We start from the raw sequence: 19129 nt of genomic DNA, 5'->3' as shown, positions 1-19129 counted from the left end.
TTTGACACCTTAAGTATATAATATCTGTGATAAATGTCAAATATATATGACACATTTACGTATAAAAAATTCTGGAACATAAATTTTTCCGCTTGAACAAAGTAGGGGCTGTAATCCAAAATCGGATTACAGCCCCTATTCACCTTAATGCTAGAAAGTTGAACATGTCCGTCCCACTTTCTATATATTACTTCTTAGATTTTTTAGTAGTTTTCTTTTCAGCTTTTTCTTCAGCATCAATTGTACGCTTAGTATCACGTTCCAATATTGGCTTCAGATATTGGCCAGTATAACTTTCTTTTACTTCACAAATTTCTTCAGGTGTTCCAGTAGCAACGACTTGACCGCCACCTTCTCCACCTTCAGGACCAAGGTCGATTACCCAGTCGGATGATTTGATAACATCAAGATTGTGTTCAATAACCAAAACGGTATTGCCTTCATCAACTAAGCGTTGAAGAACAGCCAATAAACGTTTGATATCGTCAGTGTGCAATCCAGTTGTTGGTTCATCAAGAATGTAGAAATTCTGACCAGCTGATTTCTTATACAATTCTGAAGCAAGCTTCATACGTTGTGCTTCACCACCTGATAGTTGTGTGGCTGATTGTCCCATTGAAACATAACCAAGACCAACATCAACGATTGTTTGAAGTTTTCTTCTAATCTTTGGAATATTGTTGAAGAATTCTAGTGCATCTTCAACCTTCATATCCAAGACCTCAGCAATGTTCTTACCCTTATATGTAACCTCAAGTGTTTCTGAATTATAGCGTGTTCCATGACAAACTTCACAAGGTACATAAACATCAGGCAAGAAGTTCATTTCAATCTTAATAATTCCATCACCATGGCAGTTCTCACAGCGTCCACCTTTGACGTTGAATGAGAATCTGCCTTTTTTATATCCACGAAGTTTAGCTTCATTAGTTTGAGCAAACAAATCACGAATATCATCAAAGACACCAGTATAGGTAGCTGGATTACTTCTTGGTGTACGTCCAATTGGACTCTGGTCAATGGCAATCATCTTCTCAAGATTCTCATAACCAGTAATCTTCTTATACTTACCAGGCTTATGAGAATTACGATTCATCTTCTGAGCTAAGGCACGTTTGAGAATTGTATTAACTAGAGTCGATTTACCAGAACCTGATACACCAGTAACTGAGATAAATTTACCAAGTGGAAACTTAACATCAATCTTCTTCAAATTATTCTCTTCAGCACCGAATACTTCAACATAGTCACCACTACCAGCTTTGCGTTCAAGTGGTACCTTAATAAACCTTTTACCAGATAAATACTGTCCAGTAAGTGATTTAGCACTGCGCATGACTTGTTTAGGAGTTCCGGCAGCCACGATTTGACCACCCTTTTCACCAGCACCAGGTCCGACATCAATTAAATAATCAGCCGCTAACATAGTATCCTCATCATGTTCCACAACAATCAAAGTATTACCAAGATCACGCATCTTCTTCAACGAACTGATCAAACGATTATTATCACGTTGATGCAATCCGATTGAAGGCTCATCAAGAATATACATGACACCTGATAAGTTAGAACCAATTTGTGTAGCCAAACGAATACGTTGAGCTTCACCACCGGATAGTGTTCCAGCTGAACGTGACAAAGTTAAATAATCCAATCCAACATTGATCAAGAATGATAGACGGTCTTTGACTTCCTTTAGAATTGGTTTAGCAATTACAGTATTCTGTTCACCCAAAGTAATTCCAGTGAAGAATGGGAGCTCCTTCTTAATTGATAGATTTGATACTTCAGCAATATCTTGTCCACCAACTTTTACAGCTAGAGCTTGACGATTCAATCTCTTACCATGACAAACAGGACAAGTAAGCTCAGTCATGTACTTACGCATAACCTCACGTGTAAAGTCACTATTTGTTTCGTGATAACGACGATTAATATTAGGGATTACACCTTCAAAAGGAACATCAACATCACGAACATTACCGAAGTCATTCTCATAGTGGAAATGGAAGTTCTTACCATCTGAACCATTGAGAACAATATTCTTGTCGTGTTCTGATAACTTCTCGAATGGTGTATTCATATCAATTTTGAATTCTTTACAAGCTTGTTCAAGCATTTGTGGATAATATTGTGAACTGATAGGATTCCAAGGAAGAACGGCTCCCTCAGCTAAAGTCTTCGATTGATCAGGAACAACCAAATCAATATCGACTTCAAGCTTGATTCCTAAACCATCACAGTTATCACAAGCACCAAAAGGTGCATTAAATGAGAACAAACGTGGCTCAAGCTCACCAACAGTGAAACCACACAATGGACAAGCATTCTTTTCAGAGAACACCATCATATCTTTGCCAATGACATCAATATTCATGTAGCCATCTGACAAACGAAGTGCAGCCTCAACAGAATCAAACAAACGTGACTTGATATGATCATTGATAACAATTCTATCAACAACGACATCAATATCATGTTTCTTATTCTTATCTAGATCCAGCTCTTCACCAACATCATGAACTTCACCGTCAACACGAATTCTGACATAGCCTTGCTTTTGAATTTGAGCAAGAGCCTTCTTGTGTTGACCTTTTTTGGCACGAATAACTGGTGAAAGAACTTGTAACTTTGTTCCTTCATCAAGCTTCAAGACAGCATCAACCATTTGCTGAGCTGATTGACTAGTAATAACTGTTCCATCGTTAGGACAGATTGGTGTACCAACACGTGCCCACAATAAACGTAAATAATCATTGATTTCAGTAACTGTACCAACAGTTGAACGAGGGTTCTTAGAAGTTGTCTTCTGATCAATTGAAATTGCTGGGCTTAACCCATCAATTGAATCTACATCCGGCTTATCCATTTGTCCTAAGAATTGACGTGCATATGAGGATAGACTCTCAACATAGCGACGTTGTCCTTCAGCATACAAAGTATCAAATGCCAAAGAACTCTTACCTGAACCAGATAGTCCAGTCATTACTACTAATTTATCACGCGGAATCGTAACGTCCACATTTTTCAAGTTATGTGCACGAGCTCCGTGAATTACGATTTTATCATTTAACATCTTTATTTCATTTCCGCCTTCAGATCTAGAATTGTGTCACGCAAGTTGGCAGCAGCTTCGAAGTCCAATTTCTTGGCAGCAGCTTCCATTTGTTCTTGTAAGTTCTTAAGCAGCTCATTTTGTTCTGCCTTAGACATATCTTCAAACTTCAAATCATCATCGATCTTCTCAGATTCAGAAGCAGTATTATCAACTTTCTGGAACATTGAAATAGCATCACGAATTGGCTTAACAATGGTCTTTGGAGTAATTCCATGTTCTTCATTGAACTTCTCTTGCAATTCACGACGATGTTTTGTCTTAGAAATAGCGCCTTCCATTGATTCTGTAATAGAATCAGCGTACATAATAACTTTACCATTCTCATTACGAGATGCACGTCCGATGATCTGGATAAGTGAACGTTCTGCACGCAAGAATCCTTCCTTATCGGCATCCAAAATAGCAATCAACGAAACTTCAGGTACATCAATACCTTCACGAAGCAAGTTGATACCGATCAATACATCAAATTTACCGAGTCGCAAGTCACGAATAATCTTCGTACGTTCAAGTGTTTTAATATCACTGTGTAAATATCTAACTTTAATACCCAGGTCTTTGAAGTAGTCAGTTAAATCCTCTGCCATTTTCTTAGTCAAGGTTGTGACAAAGACACGTTCATGTTTCTCAACACGATCATTGATTTCACCAACCAAGTCATCGATTTGTCCCATAATTGGACGAACTTCGATCTTAGGATCAAGCAATCCAGTTGGACGAATAATCTGAGTAGCAACATGGTCTGTGCGATCCAATTCATAAGGACCTGGTGTAGCTGAAACGTACAAAATACGGTTAACATGCTTTTCAAATTCTTCCAGTTTCAGTGGACGGTTATCCAAAGCACTAGGCAAACGGAATCCATAATTGACTAACATTTGTTTTCTAGCACGATCACCATTATAAATACCACGAACTTGAGGCATAGTAACATGAGATTCATCGACCATAATATTGAAATCCTTAGGGAAGAAGTCCAACAGTGTAAATGGAGGTTCTCCTTCGGCACGGCCTTCCATATGACGTGAATAGTTTTCAATACCTGACGTGTAACCCATTTCACGCATCATTTCAATATCATATTCAGTACGCTGCTTAATACGTTGTGCCTCTAGTAACTTACCTTCTTTGGTAAATGTAGCAACCTGTGTATCCATTTCTTTTTGAATACGGTCAAGTGCATCTTCCATTTTTGAATCACTGATCATAAAGTGAGTTGCTGGGAAAATTCCAATATGGTCCATTTGACCTTTAATTTCACCAGTCAAAGCATCCATTTCAACGATACGATCAATCTCATCCCCAAAGAATTCGACACGAAGAGCGTTATCATCTCGTGAAGCTGGGAATATATCCACAACATCTCCACGTACACGAAAACGTCCACGTTGAAAATCAATATCATTACGTTCGAATTGATTATCTACTAGCTTCTCCAATAAATCATTGCGACTTATTTGCTGACCAACACGCAATGAAATAATACTATCGGCATACTCTTTTGGATCACCTAAACCAAAGATACAAGAAACAGATGCAACAACGATAACATCATTACGTTCTAGTAATGAGCTAGTTGCCGAGTGACGAAGCTTATCGATTTCATCGTTGATACTAGAATCCTTCTCAATATAAGTATCACTAGATGGTACATAAGCTTCAGGTTGATAGTAATCATAATAACTAACAAAATATTCAACAGCATTGTTAGGAAAGAACTCTTTGAATTCTCCATATAGCTGTCCAGCCAACGTCTTGTTATGCGAAAGAATCAGTGTTGGTTTATTCAAGTTCTTGATAACATTTGCCATCGTGAATGTCTTACCAGTACCAGTTGCCCCCTCAAGTATGACTTCCTTGTCACCGGCCTTGAAATCATTAGTAATCTTATCGATTGCTTGTTGTTGATCCCCCGCTGGCGAGTACTTTGAAACCAAATCAAACTTATTATCGTCTACTCTATCTATCAAAATTCATCCTCCATAAAGCTAAAAAATACATCTAACTCAGTGAATTAGATGTAATTTGCGTTAGGCACAAATATGTTGCCTTTATATTAACATATCGAACATACTTTCGCTATATTTTTACTTTGCTTTAGAAAGTTTTGGCAAATAACTAAATATCACCAAACCAATCAAGAATAGAATGCTCAAAGATGCAGCACCAATCGTTGATTTACCCGTAATTTGTGTAACGATACCAACTAGTACAGGACCCATGACCGCTGAGAATTTTCCCAAAATATTGTAGAATCCAAAGAAATCACTACCTGACTCCTTAGGAATTAGACGACCAAAGTAAGAACGACTCAAGGCTTGAATACCACCCTGACTAGTCCCGACTAGAACAGCTAGAATCCAAAAATCAACTGTTGTATTTAATTTCAGTGCATACAAACAAATTCCCAGATAAAGAACGATACCAATCAATATACCAGTTCTAGTTGAAGTCTTATTGGCCAACCAACCATACAGAATTGAAAATGGAAATGCTACGAGCTGAACAACTAACAAAACAATCATCAGTGTCGTTGTAGTAATTCCCATATCCATACCGATGGAAGTTGCCATTGTAAAAATAGTATCAACACCATCAATATAGAAGAAATATGCTACCAAGAACCAGGCAACTTTCTTATATCTTCTAATATGTTTCAGAGTTTCAAAGACACGCTTAAAACTTGAAGTAATAGGATGTGCATCAGCCTTTACAGAATATACTTGTTTAACATTTCTGATCAATGGAATATAGAAGATTATCCACCAAACAGCTGCTAGAACAAAACTCCATCTTGCAACACCAAAACTTGATAACATCCCAAATCCACTAGTTAATTGGAGTACTAAAAATAACACAAAGGCTAAAACTCCACCCAGATATCCGAATCCATAACCATACGAAGAAACCTTATCCATTTCTTTGTTATCAGCTACATCAGTTAAGAAACTATCATAGAACAGATTGCCACCGGAATAACCGATTATCGACAAAATATACACTCCCAATAGCCACGACCATTGAGTCGTCGGCACTACGCTCAATCCAAATGTCATAAGAACGCCGACTAATGCGAACATATTCAACATTCGTTTCTTATAACCTGGATAATCTGCTAAAGCTCCTAAAACAGGTGCCAGAATTGAAACTAACAACGTTCCAAAACTATTGGCATATCCCCAGTACGCTGTAGAATTAGCGGCACTAACTCCGCTTCCTTGAGCAACAGCCTTGAAATACACCGGTAAAACAGCTGTAGTAACGATAATTCCATAACCGGAGTTTGCCCAATCATAGAATATCCAGCTCCATTGTTGTTTATTAAACCTCATTTAATGACTCCTTTAATACATTTACCAGCGAGATCATCTTTGAACTCAAGACCTAATAAACGTGCAAATGTTGGTGCTTCGTCAACTAAGTTAGCATGTTCAACTGTTTGTCCTTCATTTACAGCGGGCCCGTTGAACAAAATAGTTGTTTGATAATCAGGCTTATCAGGATCATAACCATGGACACCATGATATCTGTCAGGTTGTCCCAATGTATCTGGATCAACTTTCTCGACTACTTCTGGACGACTGCTTTCATCAGTGAAGTAATAACCTTCCTTGGCTTCAACCATGAAGGTACATGCTGGATCAGCCCCACGTTCAATTGCACGATATCGTGGATAGATGGTTTCAACACCTTCAACACTACCGATTAATTCAGCCAAATCGTCTTTATCATCAAAGTTCTGTGTATAAATATAAGTCGAACCATCACAAGTCTTCGCCATCACACGCCAATCTTTCTCGTACGTCTGATCCGGTTTAGGAGTCAACCACCCCTTCTTAGCGAACAATGTATTCAGGTGGATCATTGTATCAACATTGATTTGATAATGATCGCCCAAAATAACAAAGTTAGTATCATAGAACGTTCCAGCTTTTTTAGTAGCTTCAATAACTTGAGCTACATGGGCATCTAATCTGTGTAAGGCTTCCATAGCTTCCTTTGAACGAACGCCATAACGATGACGCATGCTATCCATATCCACTAAGTGAAGCAGGGTTAGATTAGGCTTTTTGTTTTCAATCGTATCAACCGCACACGCTGTAATGAAATCATCTAGTTGCGGTTGCTTAATACCATTTCTCAATTTACCGTATTTGTGATTCATTTCTAGCAAGAATAATGGTGAACTGGCTTTCAATGAAACCAAAACTTGATTGGTCCAAATACGATTGGGAAAGATTTCAGCCAAGTTGTAATTGATCTTACTACCAGCTGTAACTGGCCATAAAAATGCTGCCGTCTTCATCCCTTTTTCACGCGCTAGATCATACAAAGTAGTCGACTTAACGTCTTTTTGATACCAATACCAATCAGGTGAACGACGCTCTGGTTGAATCTTCGTGTTGTTAACAATCCCATGCACATTTGGATACTGTCCCGTAATAATTGTCGTATGTGATGGATAAGTCAGTGTTGGATAAATTCCTGTAACTGACTTGACCCAAGTTCCGCCATTGACCAATTTATTAAGTGTCGGTAATTCTTCTTGATGTTCGCGAATGTCTCTAAATCCCAATGAATCTAGGGAAATTACGACCATATGCTTATTTGTTGTCAAAATAAAGTCCCCCCGCTCTCATATGTCGTATTATACCGCAAGTAAGTGATTGCTTACCAAAGGAAATTATTTTTGACAAAAAAATAGACGAATCTCTTCGTCTATAATTTGTTATTTTTTAATTTCAACATATTCATAAGCTAATCCAGAAATTGCAATGACTAGAACAACCAATCCCATATACAATTCAATGTTGCTTCCGGCAATACCAGTTTGTGGCAATTTGTTAGAAGTATTATTTTGATTTGTAGATGTATTGTTGTCAGGAATGTCTGAACTAGGTGTGCTTGTAACAGGTACGTTCGTACCAGGAACTTCAGGAATCAACGGATTTGTTGGTGTTCCTGGATTATTTGGAACGGTTGGATTAACCGGTGTTGTTGGAATTACTGGATTCGTAGGCACTGTTGGTTTATCTGGTGTTCCAGGTACTTCTGGAGTTGTAGGTGTCGTTGGTTTGTCAGGGTTCTCAGGTGTCGTTGGCGTTGTTGTTGTTGAAGTTACTTCATTTGTCATCGATACCTCAGTTGTTTCACCATCTTTAACCACGAACACTGCAGGTTTAGAGCTTAACTTGTAACCTTTCGGAGCTTTCTTTTCAACGAATTGATATGTGCCAGGTGTCAAATCAGTAACTTGAATTTGTCCTTTATAATCAGTTGTCAAATCACTCTTTACAACTTTGCCATCAGCATCTTTCAAATCGAAGACTGCATCTTTTAGAACATTTTTAGTTTTAGCATCAGTCTTAGTCAAAATAACATTTCCTTTTGGATTTGTTACATTTCCACTTTCTTTTTCATCCTTGACTGAAACTTTAATCGCAGCGTCTTTTTTAGGATCAATAGTAAATGCATGTGCTCTTGCATCAAGTTTATAATCTGTTGGTGCTTTAGTTTCTACAAATTGATAATCACCTGCGACTAATTTATCAACAGTTATCTCACCGTTTTTGTCAGTTGATAGGTTTTGTTGAATAATCTTACCGTTTTTATCTTGTAAGTCAAAGACTGCACCTTGTAACGGCTTGTTATCATCTTTAGATGTCTTAGTTAGAATCACACTGCCTGTTTCTGGAGCTGGTGGTGTTACATCTTTCACTTCATCGGTTACTGTTACACCAGTTGCAGTTTTTTGATTATCCACAATAGTAAATATTTGTGGTTTTTGATTAAGTTTGTATCCCGTTGGTGCATCAGTTTCTACAAACTGATAAGATCCTGCCTCCAACTTATCAACAGTGATTTGACCATTCTTATCGGTTATCAAGCCTTTTTGTAAGGTATTACCTTTTGAATCATTTAAATCAAATTTTGCATCTTTTAAAGGTGTTCCGTCTGGTGCTATTTTTGTTAGAATTACACTTCCGGTAAATGGTGTAGTTTTTGTATCTTCTATCGATACTCCTATTGGCTCAGTTTGATCAGCAGTGATACTAAATGCATGTGGTGAAGAATCAAGTTCATATTTATCCGGTGCCTGAGTTTCGATGAACTTATATCCATCTGCCACTGGCAAATTATCAACTTTGATTTGACCATTTTTGTCAGTTGTCAATCCCGACTCTAACACTTTACCAGCCGAATCCTGTAATTCAAATATAGCCCCTGATAACGGAGTTCCATCATTCTTTGATGTCTTAGTTAGAACTACACTTCCAGTTTTTGGAGTTGGCGTTCCTTCTTTTACATCGGAAAAATCAAATTGTAGTGGAAGCTTTTGGTCTGCAGCAATAGTAAATGCTTTACGATCATTATTTTTATCTATTGTATAACCATTTGGAGCCTTAGTTTCAATGAAAATATACTTACCCACAGGCAAATTAGGAATAGTTATTTGTCCCTTGTCGTCGGTAACTAAATCACTGTATTTATACTCATCAGTATCAGGTATTACTTTACCATCTGTTGTACCATTATCTTCTACCAATTTAAAATGAGCCCCTGGCAAAGTCTTTGTATGGTCAGCAGAATCCACTTTTGTAAGAACTACTGTCCCATTACGACCAGAAGCGGTACCACTTGCTCCGAATGTCTTTGTTTGATTAATTTCACTAACTATAGGTTCATCCGGTTCTGTGCCAGTTCCTGATCCAGGATCAGGATCAGAACTAGGGTCACTCCCATCACCTGGATTAGTATAGCTACTCTTTACGCTATTGCTCCAAGTGAACTTATCCTCTGGATTAATAGGTGTAGTTATTTTTGTTTCATAGACTAAAACTATCTCTTTGTGGGTATCGCCAATATTCAAAGTAAAACCTTTATCAGTAGAAGTTAACTTCGATCCAACTGGAATATCTTCTACAGATGTAGGATCTTGTGAATCTGGATTGTCATATGTTTTTGCTTGAACAGACATACTACTACTGTCAAAAATCTGGCCTTCACCTAAAGTATCAGTGAGAACCAAATTACTAACATTCTTCGATCCTCTCGGATTGGCTACTATATTCCACACCATAGTACTTGGAACCTCTTTATCTGAATCTGGGAACCAGCCAACTTTAGTAAGAAAGGCCGAGTCACCGCCGGTACCGCTGCCACCGGTGCTTGTAACAACTCCTGCTCCACTGATACTTATATCTCCTGATCTATCAGTAGTGGTTCCTTCAAGTGCGCTATTAAAAGTAATTATTCCTACTCTAGGATCAGCTTGAGTAACTACAGCATTTCCGAGTTGAGTTTTCTCATCACTACCATAAATTTTAAAAGTTAAATCACTAGTTTTATTTGGAAAATTAATATTTACATTTTCTGGAATATTGAACTTCAATGTATCACCATTAGAAATTGGCACTCCATTGGCAATACTCCAATGATAATTAACATTTAAATCTACATAATGAGACAAATCTGTAATATCTTTCGGAATTTCTTTTTCTACACCATTGTCTGTATATGTCAGTGTAGCATCACTTGCAGCCACACCTGAAGCTGACGGAGTTAAGTCCGTAGCTGCATAACTAGTACTTGTGCTAACAAAAAAGTTAGCGACTAATGATAGTCCAAAAATAAATAACAGGACTATCGCTGATAATTTCTTGTGTCTTACAATACGATTCATAATAATTCCCCCTAATTACTATGAATATAATTATATATCATAATGTGCCTTAAGCGACAAAAAGAAGACTATCTTAATTGATAGTCTTCTTTCTTACATAAAATTTAACTATTATTCCCAACCATTTACTTCTTTAGCAAAGGCCTCAAGCTTAGTAGCAGCATGTTCGTCGCTATCACTTGTGATTCCAATATAGAACTTCATTTTTGGTTCGGTACCTGATGGACGAACTGCCACCCATGTGCCATCTTCAAGAATGAACTTCAATGCATCAGCCTTTGGAAGACCAGTTTCTTTAACGCCATCAGCCGTTTTATCAGTTTGATTTAGGTAATCTAATGATTCAACAACTTTTACGCCGTTAATTTCTTCGAATCCCTCTTCACGGAATTGTTTCATGATAGCAGCCATTCTATCCTTACCTGAGATACCTTCAAAGGTCTTAGAAATAGTCTTTTCACGATAATAACCATATTCCTTGTACAAGTCTTCAAGAGCATCATAGATTGTTTCACCCTTTGATTCGTAGTAAGCAGCAGCTTCAGCTAGCAAAATAGTTGATTGCATAGCATCCTTATCACGTACAAATGGTTTTACCAAATATCCATAACTCTCTTCAAATCCGAATAGAAATTCATTACTACCAGAGTCTTGGAAGTTTTGAATCTTTTCAGCAATGTACTTGAATCCAGTCAAAACATTGAACATCCTGATATTGTACTTGTTAGCAATGGCAGTTGCCAATTCTGTTGAAACAATTGACTTAACAACCGCTCCGTTAGCAGGCAATACACCTAATTCTTTTTTAGCATTCAAAATATAGTTAAGCAATACTGAGGCAATTTGGTTACCTGTCATCAATTTGTATGAACCATCTGGTTGACGAACGGCAGCACCTAATCTATCAGCATCAGGATCAGTAGCAATTAAGATATTTGCACCGATCTTCTTACCTTTTTCAATTGCCAAATCAAATGTTTGGGCAAATTCTGGATTAGGGAATGGTGTTGTTTCAAATTCGGGATCAAGAATTGCTTGCTCAGTTACCATAGAGAAGTTCTTAAAACCAAGTTTTTGGAAGATTCTTGGTGCGATCATCTTACCTGTACCATGAAGTGGTGTATAAACAAAGTTCATCTTATCGCCGATATTCTTGATCAAATCATGGTTAACAACAACTGTATCAAGCTTATCTAAGTAATTAAGATCAACATCTTCACCAATTAGAGTCAATAACTTTTCAGCACGTAGTTGTTGAACTGACTTAGTTTTAATAGCGAATAAGTCACTTGCTTTACGTGCAAAACTTGTAATATTGTCAGATTCAACTGGTGGCATCTGTCCACCATCTGGACCATAAATCTTGAAACCATTATATTGCTTAGGGTTATGACTAGCTGTAATCATAATACCAGCGTATGTATGAAGACTTCTCACAGCAAATGAAAGTTCAGGAGTTGGACGCAAGCTGTCGAACACATAACTGTGGATACCATGTGCTCCCAATACCTTAGCTGATTCATAAGCAAAGTCCTGTGAATGATAACGTGAATCATAACTGATTGCTACACCTTGAGATTTCTTACTGTCATCAAGTGTATCCATGAATGATGCTAAACCTTCAGCAGCTTGGCGAACTGTATAAATATTCATACGGTTGATACCAGGTCCAAGTAAACCACGCATTCCAGCTGTACCGAATTCCATTGGTGCATAAAATGCTTCTTCAGTCGCATCTGAATCTTTTTGTAAATCAATCAATTGTGATTTTAGTTCAGGATCTAATTCCTTATAATCAAGCCATTCTTGTAATGTATTTTGCCAAGACATTAAAATTGTCCTCCTAATTTGTAAGTACTTACACAATTGTATTATACCAATAAAAATAACCCGCTACCGTAATAACGAGTCATTTATTTTAAATTGCTTCACAACTTATTATACAGTTAACAGATGTCCCATAATAATCAGCTAGTCTGATCAAGGTTTCAATATCTGGAACTCTGATGCCAGTCTCATAATGCGATAGAGTTGTTACATCAATATGTAACACTTCAGCAACCTGCTTCTGAGTTACCCCGCATTTTTGGCGGAGTAATTTTAAGTTTGTGTGGATATTCAATTCTGAATCTTGATATATTTGATTACTTTCGTTGATAAATTCGCGCATATAAAACACTCCTATCCATATCTTTATTTCATAACCTATTATATGTTTAAACAGGTATAAATGTGAACCAATATCGGTAAAAAGATTTTTATTATTTTGATAGTAAATACAAAATATCGATAATTTTTTTACTTTTTTTGATTCAAAGGGCTAAAGAGTGTAATTTTAGTATATTTAGTACCAAGAAATGGAAATAAAAAAAGAGTAAGCCATAATCGGCCCACTCTCTGAATTTAATAAATTAAGCAGTAACTTCGTCACCTAATTTTTGAATGTAATTGAATGCTTCTTGTCCAGCAATTCCGCCATCACCAACAGCAGTTGTGATTTGACGCAATTCCTTCTTTCTAACATCACCAATAGCATATACGCCAGGTACAGTTGTTTCCATGTGATCATTAGTATCGATCCAGCCATTTTCATCAAGAACACCTAGGCTCTTAAATGAATCTGTCATAGGTTGGATACCAACATAGATGAAGGCACCGCTTGCGGGAACAACATGTTCCTCACCAGTCTTCTTATCTACATAACGAACTCCACCGACTTTTCCATCTTTGTCGACGATTTCTTTAACATCAGCATTCCAAACAAATTTGATCTTATCGTTCTTAAATGCACGATCTTGAAGAATCTTTTGAGCACGTAATTGATCACGACGGTGAATAATTGTTACTGATTTGGCCATTTGAGTTAGGTAAACACCCTCTTCAACAGCGGAATCACCACCACCGATAACTGCTACGTCCTTACCTTTAAAGAAGGCACCATCACATACAGCACAGTAAGAAACTCCACGACCTGATAATTCATCCTCACCAGGAATGCCGATCTTCTTATATTGTGAACCAGTAGCAATGATTACAACTTTAGCCTCATAATCGCCATCATCAGTATGAACAATCTTAGTTGTACCTTTATCTTCAACAGATTCTACAGCTCCGTAACCGAAGTCTGCGCCAAAACGTGTTGATGATTTATACATCTTCTCACCTAAATCAGGTCCCAAGATTGATTCAAAACCAGGATAGTTTTCGATTTCAGCAGTATTGTTCATTTGACCACCGTAAATACCACGGTCAAGAATCATTACTGACAAATTTGCACGTGAAGCATAAAGTGCGGCAGTTAGTCCACCAGGACCAGCGCCAATGACTACTACATCATATGTTTTCATTAATTGTACCTCCTCAAAACTTACTATAACTTATAACGTACAGAAAGCAAATGTATGTGCTTATCTGTATCAACTTTTAAAATCTTACCATTTTAAAAATAAAAATCCATTATTTTGCCTCAACATACCACGGAAGCTTAAAAGTATTGCGTCTCCGATAGATCCAAACACCTATGGCTGTAACAAATAATACAATCGACAATACCTGTGAAACTCTGATGCCAGGCATGATATATAAACTATCCGTACGCATCCCTTCAACGAAGAATCTAACGGCTGGATACCAAATTAGATATGAAAGGAAAACTTCACCTTGCTTAAATAACTGCTTACGATGACGTAGTACCAAAATAATAACCAAGCCGATCAAGTTAAAAAATGATTCATACAAGAATGTTGGTTGTCGATAAGCTCCGTTAATATACATTTGCTCAATGACAAAATGTGGTAGATGTAACGACTGCAAGAAACTCAAACTTGTCTTAGCGCCAAAGGCTTCTTGGTTCATAAAATTACCCCAACGACCAACTATTTGTCCAAGTAATACAGATGGCGCAGCGATGTCCAGCATTAGCCAAATTGACAGTTTACGACGTTTACACAAGACGATCAACACGATAAATGCCGCAATCAAACCACCATAGATAGCAATTCCTCCATGCCAAATCTTAATGATTTCACTTGGATTAGCAAGATAGAACGGAAGTTCAAAAATCACATAATACAATCTGGCACCGACTAAAGCAATCGGTACACCCCATAAAACTAAATCTAAAATATTGTCTGGATCAATGCCACGTTTTTTTGCTTCAGACATAGCCATAATGACCCCGACCAAAGCTCCCATAGCGATAATGATCCCATACCAGTGGATCTCAAGTGCACCCACATTAAAGGCAATTGGATTTAAGGCTAATAAGCTCATTTGTTACCTTCTTCATTTTTAGTATTTTCTTTAATTAGTGAACCTAGGTTCTCTTCAAACTTCTTAGTTGCATCGTATCCCATCTTTTTAGCACGGAAGTTCATTGCAGCAACTTCAATGATAATAGAAATATTACGACCAACTTTAACTGGAATAGTGATTTGAGGTACATCGACATCAAAAATCACACGTTTGTCTTCCATTGATCCAATACGATCATAATTCTTATCTGGTGACCAATCTTCAAGGTTGATGATCAATTGAATATCAGCTTCAGAACGAACTGCACCAGCACCGAACAAGTTCATAACATCAATAATTCCGATGCCACGAATTTCTAGCAAGTGATTCAAAATCTTAGGAGCCTCACCAACAACCGTCTTCTCATCTTGTTGATAAACATCAACACGGTCATCAGCAATCAGACGGTGCCCTCTCTTGACTAATTCAAGAGCTGTTTCACTCTTACCAATACCAGAGTGACCTGTTAGCAAGATTCCAATACCATACACATCAACTAAGACACCATGAATCGACTCTCTGGGTGCTAATCTTTGATCTAAGAATTCAGTTACCATACTCGAAAGTCTTGTCGTAGGTAATTCTGAACCAATAACTGGAACTTTATGTTCCTTAGCTGCACGTAATAACTCAGCACTCGGCTTGATATCACGAGAGATCAATAGAGCCGGTGTATCTTCTCGACATATCTCCAACATGACCTTATAGCGATTATTAGCAGTCATTGAATGTGAATAAGCTGATTCAGTTTGGCCGAATAATTGGATACGTTCACTTGGGTAATAGTCAAAATAACCCGTCAACTCAATCCCAGGACGCGAAATATCACTAGTAGTAACGTGCTTGCTATCCAGTAATTCTTTCCCACCATAAACCTTCAAATCATTTTCTTTAACTAATTCAGATACCGTAACAAAACTTGTCATAAAGCAACCCTCACTAATTTTTATTCTTAACCTCAATTCTATCATTTTAATGAGGATAAAAGAATTGAGCTGTATCAAGAAAACAAAAAAGACGCATCAAAACTGACACGCCTAGAGAGATCTACACTCTCTTATTAAAATTCTCCGCAGTATATCGATTAATAATCGAATTACATACAGCTAAGATGATGGCTACAACAATGGCAGCACCGAAACTGCTGAAATAAAATGTTGTTGGTCCCATCAGTGATGAAGTTATTTCCAAAGTAGCAGCACTAATTACAAATGAGAACAATCCAAATGTAATAAACGTTATCGGTAAGGAAATAAGATGCAAAATTGGCTTAACTGTCCAGTTCAAAACGATTAATACAAAACTAGCTATAATCGCTGTCGTTAAGCTATCTACATAAAACATAGTGGGGATCAATCTTGCTATTGCCAAAAATAGTACGGTGTAAATTGCCATTTTAATTAATAGTCTCATTTGTTTTTTCTACTTAGCTCCTTTGTTTTATTTATTCTACGAATAGTTTTGTTTATTTTGCCATACGGGTTGTATGGTTTATTAAAATCTGTTTGTTGGATATTGCGTTTTTCAGGAAATGAAAATACACAAATTATATAGACTAGAATAGTCAGAAAATAACTGAATGGTGACATAAAGATAAAGGCTAATCTAATCCAAGTCGAGTCTATTCCAAAGTGTTCTCCTAAACCGCCACAAACACCAGCAATCATTCTATCTTTACTAGATCTTGTGATACGTTCTTTCAAGAAATCTCACCTCAACTTTGTCTGAAAAATATACAACATAGTTGTGGGAATTTCAACCAACAACTTAATCCTGTTCTGCCATATGTTTACGATTCAATTCAATCACATGACCACTGTTTAAGTAAACTACCCATTCACAAATGTTAGTCGAGTAATCGCCAACACGTTCAAGATAACTAGCAACTAGCATATATGAAGTACCACTCAATACATTGTCAGCCGTCTTTTGCATATCTTTAATACACAATTCATTGATCATCTTGCTCTTTGCATCGATCTCAACATCTCGATGAGCAACTTCTTCAGCCATTTTGTCGTCTCTCTTCAAATAGGCCTCAAGTGAATCTTCAACGATACTTGTAGCCATATCGCCCATTTCACTAATTAATTTTTCGATTTCAGGAATACGTGTCTTACCTTTTACTCTGATTGTTTCTTGAGCAATACTTACCGCATGATCTCCCATACGCTCAAGATCTGAGCTGGCTTTTAACACTGTAACAATCATACGTAAGTCTGAAGTAACTGGCTGTTGTAAGGCAATCATTTCGAATGAATCCTTTTCAAGATCCATCTCACGCTTATTAATATAGACATCCTTTTCAATAACTTCCTTTGCTAATGCCTTGTCATGATTGATATATGCCTTAACAGATTTCATGATTGCCTCACTGGCCATCATTCCCATTTCTGAAAATCGTAAATGCAAATCATTAAGTTGCTCTTCAAAAGTACTACGCATAATTTTTCCCCCTATCCGAATTTACCTGAGATATAATCTTCGGTTTGTTTTTCTTTTGGATTTAAGAATATATTTTTAGTTTCGTCAGCTTCAATCAATTCTCCATTCAAGAAGAAAGCAGTTCGGTCTGAGATTCTTGAAGCTTGTTGCATATTGTGAGTTACCGTGATAATAGTATAATCTTCACGCAAGTTAAGCAATGTGTCTTCAACTTTTGCCGAAGAAATAGGATCAAGCGCAGAAGTAGGTTCATCCAAAAGGATGATATCAGGCTTAACAGCTAGAACTCTAGCAATACAAACCCTTTGTTGTTGCCCACCAGATAATGACAACGCACTCTGGTGTAATTTGTCCTTAACGTCATCCCATACCGCAGCGTTCTGAAGACTTGTCTCAACTGCTTCATCTAGGACCGCCTTGTCCTTGACACCAGCCAATCGCAATCCATATATTACATTATCATAAACTGAAAATGGAAACGGATTAGGTTGTTGGAACACCATTCCGACTTGCTTCCTTAATTCTACAGTATCAACGTTAGGTGAGTAAATATTTTTACCATTTAAAGAAATAGTTCCAGTAATTGTTACATCGGGTATCAAATCATTCATTCGATTCAAGCAACGAAGATATGTTGACTTACCACATCCTGAAGGCCCGATCAAAGCAGTGATTTCATTTTTGTTAAAGTCTAGATTGATACCTTTCAGTGCTTCTTTTTTACCATAAAATAAATGCACATCCGAAGATGTTAAAATTTTTTCTGCCAAAAGTGGAGCCTCCTACCCAAAATGTCCTGAAACGTAATCTTCAGTCGTCTTAATTTTAGGACGAGTGAAGATTTTTCTAGTTTCGTTGAATTCCACAACATGCCCCATATGGAAGAATGCCGTGTAATCACTAATTCTAGCCGCTTGTTGCATATTATGTGTAACGATAATAATGGTAAATTGGTCTTTCAGATTAAGCATTGTTTCTTCAATATTAGAAGTAGAGATTGGATCAAGCGCACTTGCTGGCTCATCCATTAATAGAATATCAGGTTTCATGGCAATTGCACGTGCAATGCACAAACGCTGCTGCTGTCCACCAGATAGAGCCATCGCACTCTTGTTAAGATCATCCTTAACTTGATCCCAAAGTGACGCTTGCTTCAACGTCGTTTCAACAATTTCATCCAACTTACCTTTGTCATGTAATCCATGACGTTTCAGAGCAAAAGTTATATTGTTGTAAATCGATTTAGCGAACGGATTGGGACGTTGGAATACCATTCCAATATGCTTTCTTGTTTCATAAATATCTACATCATTTTTATTGATATCAAGACCACGATACATGATCTGACCTTTAACAGTTGCTCCGGGTACATTATCGTTCATCCGGTTCAAAGACCGCAAGAAAGTTGATTTACCAGAACCAGAAGCTCCAATTAAGGAAGTTATCTTGTACCTTTCAAATTGAAGACTGGCTTTGTGCATAGCTTCTTTTTCACCATAGAATACTTGTAAGTCTTTAGTGGACATAGCTATTTCATGATCTTTTTCATCTAAGTGATGAATAAATTGTTCTTCATTTTGTACATCCAT

The 19129-nt window shown here is 37.3% G+C and carries 15 protein-coding genes; all 15 read right to left on the bottom strand.

Annotated features, from left to right (window positions below):
- Nucleotides 1-187 precede the first annotated feature (187 nt).
- Nucleotides 188-3076, bottom strand: coding sequence for an excinuclease ABC subunit UvrA (uvrA, locus tag EKM66_RS00740; protein ID WP_125760661.1), 2889 nt, complete (start codon nt 3074-3076; stop codon nt 188-190).
- 2 nt (nt 3077-3078) lie between these two features.
- Nucleotides 3079-5088, bottom strand: a complete 2010-nt coding sequence (uvrB, locus tag EKM66_RS00735) for an excinuclease ABC subunit UvrB (RefSeq protein ID WP_125760659.1) — start codon at nt 5086-5088, stop codon at nt 3079-3081.
- A gap of 117 nt (nt 5089-5205) precedes the next feature.
- Nucleotides 5206-6450, bottom strand: coding sequence for an MFS transporter (locus tag EKM66_RS00730; protein WP_125760657.1), 1245 nt, complete (start codon nt 6448-6450; stop codon nt 5206-5208).
- Nucleotides 6447-7736: an alkaline phosphatase family protein gene (locus tag EKM66_RS00725; protein WP_125760655.1), complete on the bottom strand. Its 1290-nt coding sequence runs from the start codon at nt 7734-7736 to the stop codon at nt 6447-6449. Before EKM66_RS00725 ends, EKM66_RS00730 begins: the two co-directional genes overlap by 4 nt.
- A gap of 111 nt (nt 7737-7847) precedes the next feature.
- Entirely contained in the window at nt 7848-10802 is a 2955-nt protein-coding gene (locus tag EKM66_RS00720) for a SpaA isopeptide-forming pilin-related protein (protein ID WP_125760653.1), read from the bottom strand.
- A 111-nt stretch (nt 10803-10913) separates the two neighbouring features.
- Nucleotides 10914-12632, bottom strand: coding sequence for a phospho-sugar mutase (locus EKM66_RS00715; protein ID WP_125760651.1), 1719 nt, complete (start codon nt 12630-12632; stop codon nt 10914-10916).
- A gap of 88 nt (nt 12633-12720) precedes the next feature.
- Nucleotides 12721-12972 (bottom strand): helix-turn-helix domain-containing protein, encoded by a 252-nt coding sequence (locus EKM66_RS00710; RefSeq protein WP_125760649.1) that lies wholly within the window; start codon nt 12970-12972, stop codon nt 12721-12723.
- Nucleotides 12973-13213: 241 nt separating this feature from the next.
- Nucleotides 13214-14176, bottom strand: coding sequence for a thioredoxin-disulfide reductase (gene trxB / locus EKM66_RS00705; protein WP_225426539.1), 963 nt, complete (start codon nt 14174-14176; stop codon nt 13214-13216).
- 82 nt (nt 14177-14258) lie between these two features.
- Nucleotides 14259-15074, bottom strand: a complete 816-nt coding sequence (lgt, locus tag EKM66_RS00700) for a prolipoprotein diacylglyceryl transferase (protein WP_125760644.1) — start codon at nt 15072-15074, stop codon at nt 14259-14261.
- Entirely contained in the window at nt 15071-16021 is a 951-nt protein-coding gene (hprK, locus tag EKM66_RS00695; protein WP_125760642.1) for an HPr(Ser) kinase/phosphatase, read from the bottom strand. The genes lgt and hprK overlap by 4 nt, the downstream gene beginning before the upstream one ends.
- 121 nt (nt 16022-16142) lie before the next feature.
- Nucleotides 16143-16508 carry a phage holin family protein gene (locus tag EKM66_RS00690; RefSeq protein ID WP_125760640.1) on the bottom strand — a complete coding sequence of 122 codons (366 nt, stop codon included), beginning with the start codon at nt 16506-16508 and terminating at the stop codon, nt 16143-16145.
- Nucleotides 16505-16798, bottom strand: a complete 294-nt coding sequence (locus EKM66_RS00685; RefSeq protein ID WP_125760638.1) for a PspC domain-containing protein — start codon at nt 16796-16798, stop codon at nt 16505-16507. The genes EKM66_RS00690 and EKM66_RS00685 overlap by 4 nt, the downstream gene beginning before the upstream one ends.
- A gap of 64 nt (nt 16799-16862) precedes the next feature.
- Nucleotides 16863-17540 (bottom strand): phosphate signaling complex protein PhoU, encoded by a 678-nt coding sequence (phoU, locus tag EKM66_RS00680; protein WP_125760636.1) that lies wholly within the window; start codon nt 17538-17540, stop codon nt 16863-16865.
- Nucleotides 17541-17551: 11 nt separating this feature from the next.
- Entirely contained in the window at nt 17552-18310 is a 759-nt protein-coding gene (gene pstB, locus EKM66_RS00675; protein WP_125760634.1) for a phosphate ABC transporter ATP-binding protein PstB, read from the bottom strand.
- A 12-nt stretch (nt 18311-18322) separates the two neighbouring features.
- Nucleotides 18323-19129 (bottom strand): phosphate ABC transporter ATP-binding protein PstB, encoded by an 807-nt coding sequence (pstB, locus tag EKM66_RS00670; RefSeq protein WP_125760632.1) that lies wholly within the window; start codon nt 19127-19129, stop codon nt 18323-18325.

The organism is Companilactobacillus hulinensis (genome assembly GCF_003946555.1).
GTDB classification, from domain to species: domain Bacteria; phylum Bacillota; class Bacilli; order Lactobacillales; family Lactobacillaceae; genus Companilactobacillus; species Companilactobacillus hulinensis.
Note: the sequence above shows the minus strand (reverse complement) of the source record. Positions and strands in the feature narration are given on the sequence as shown.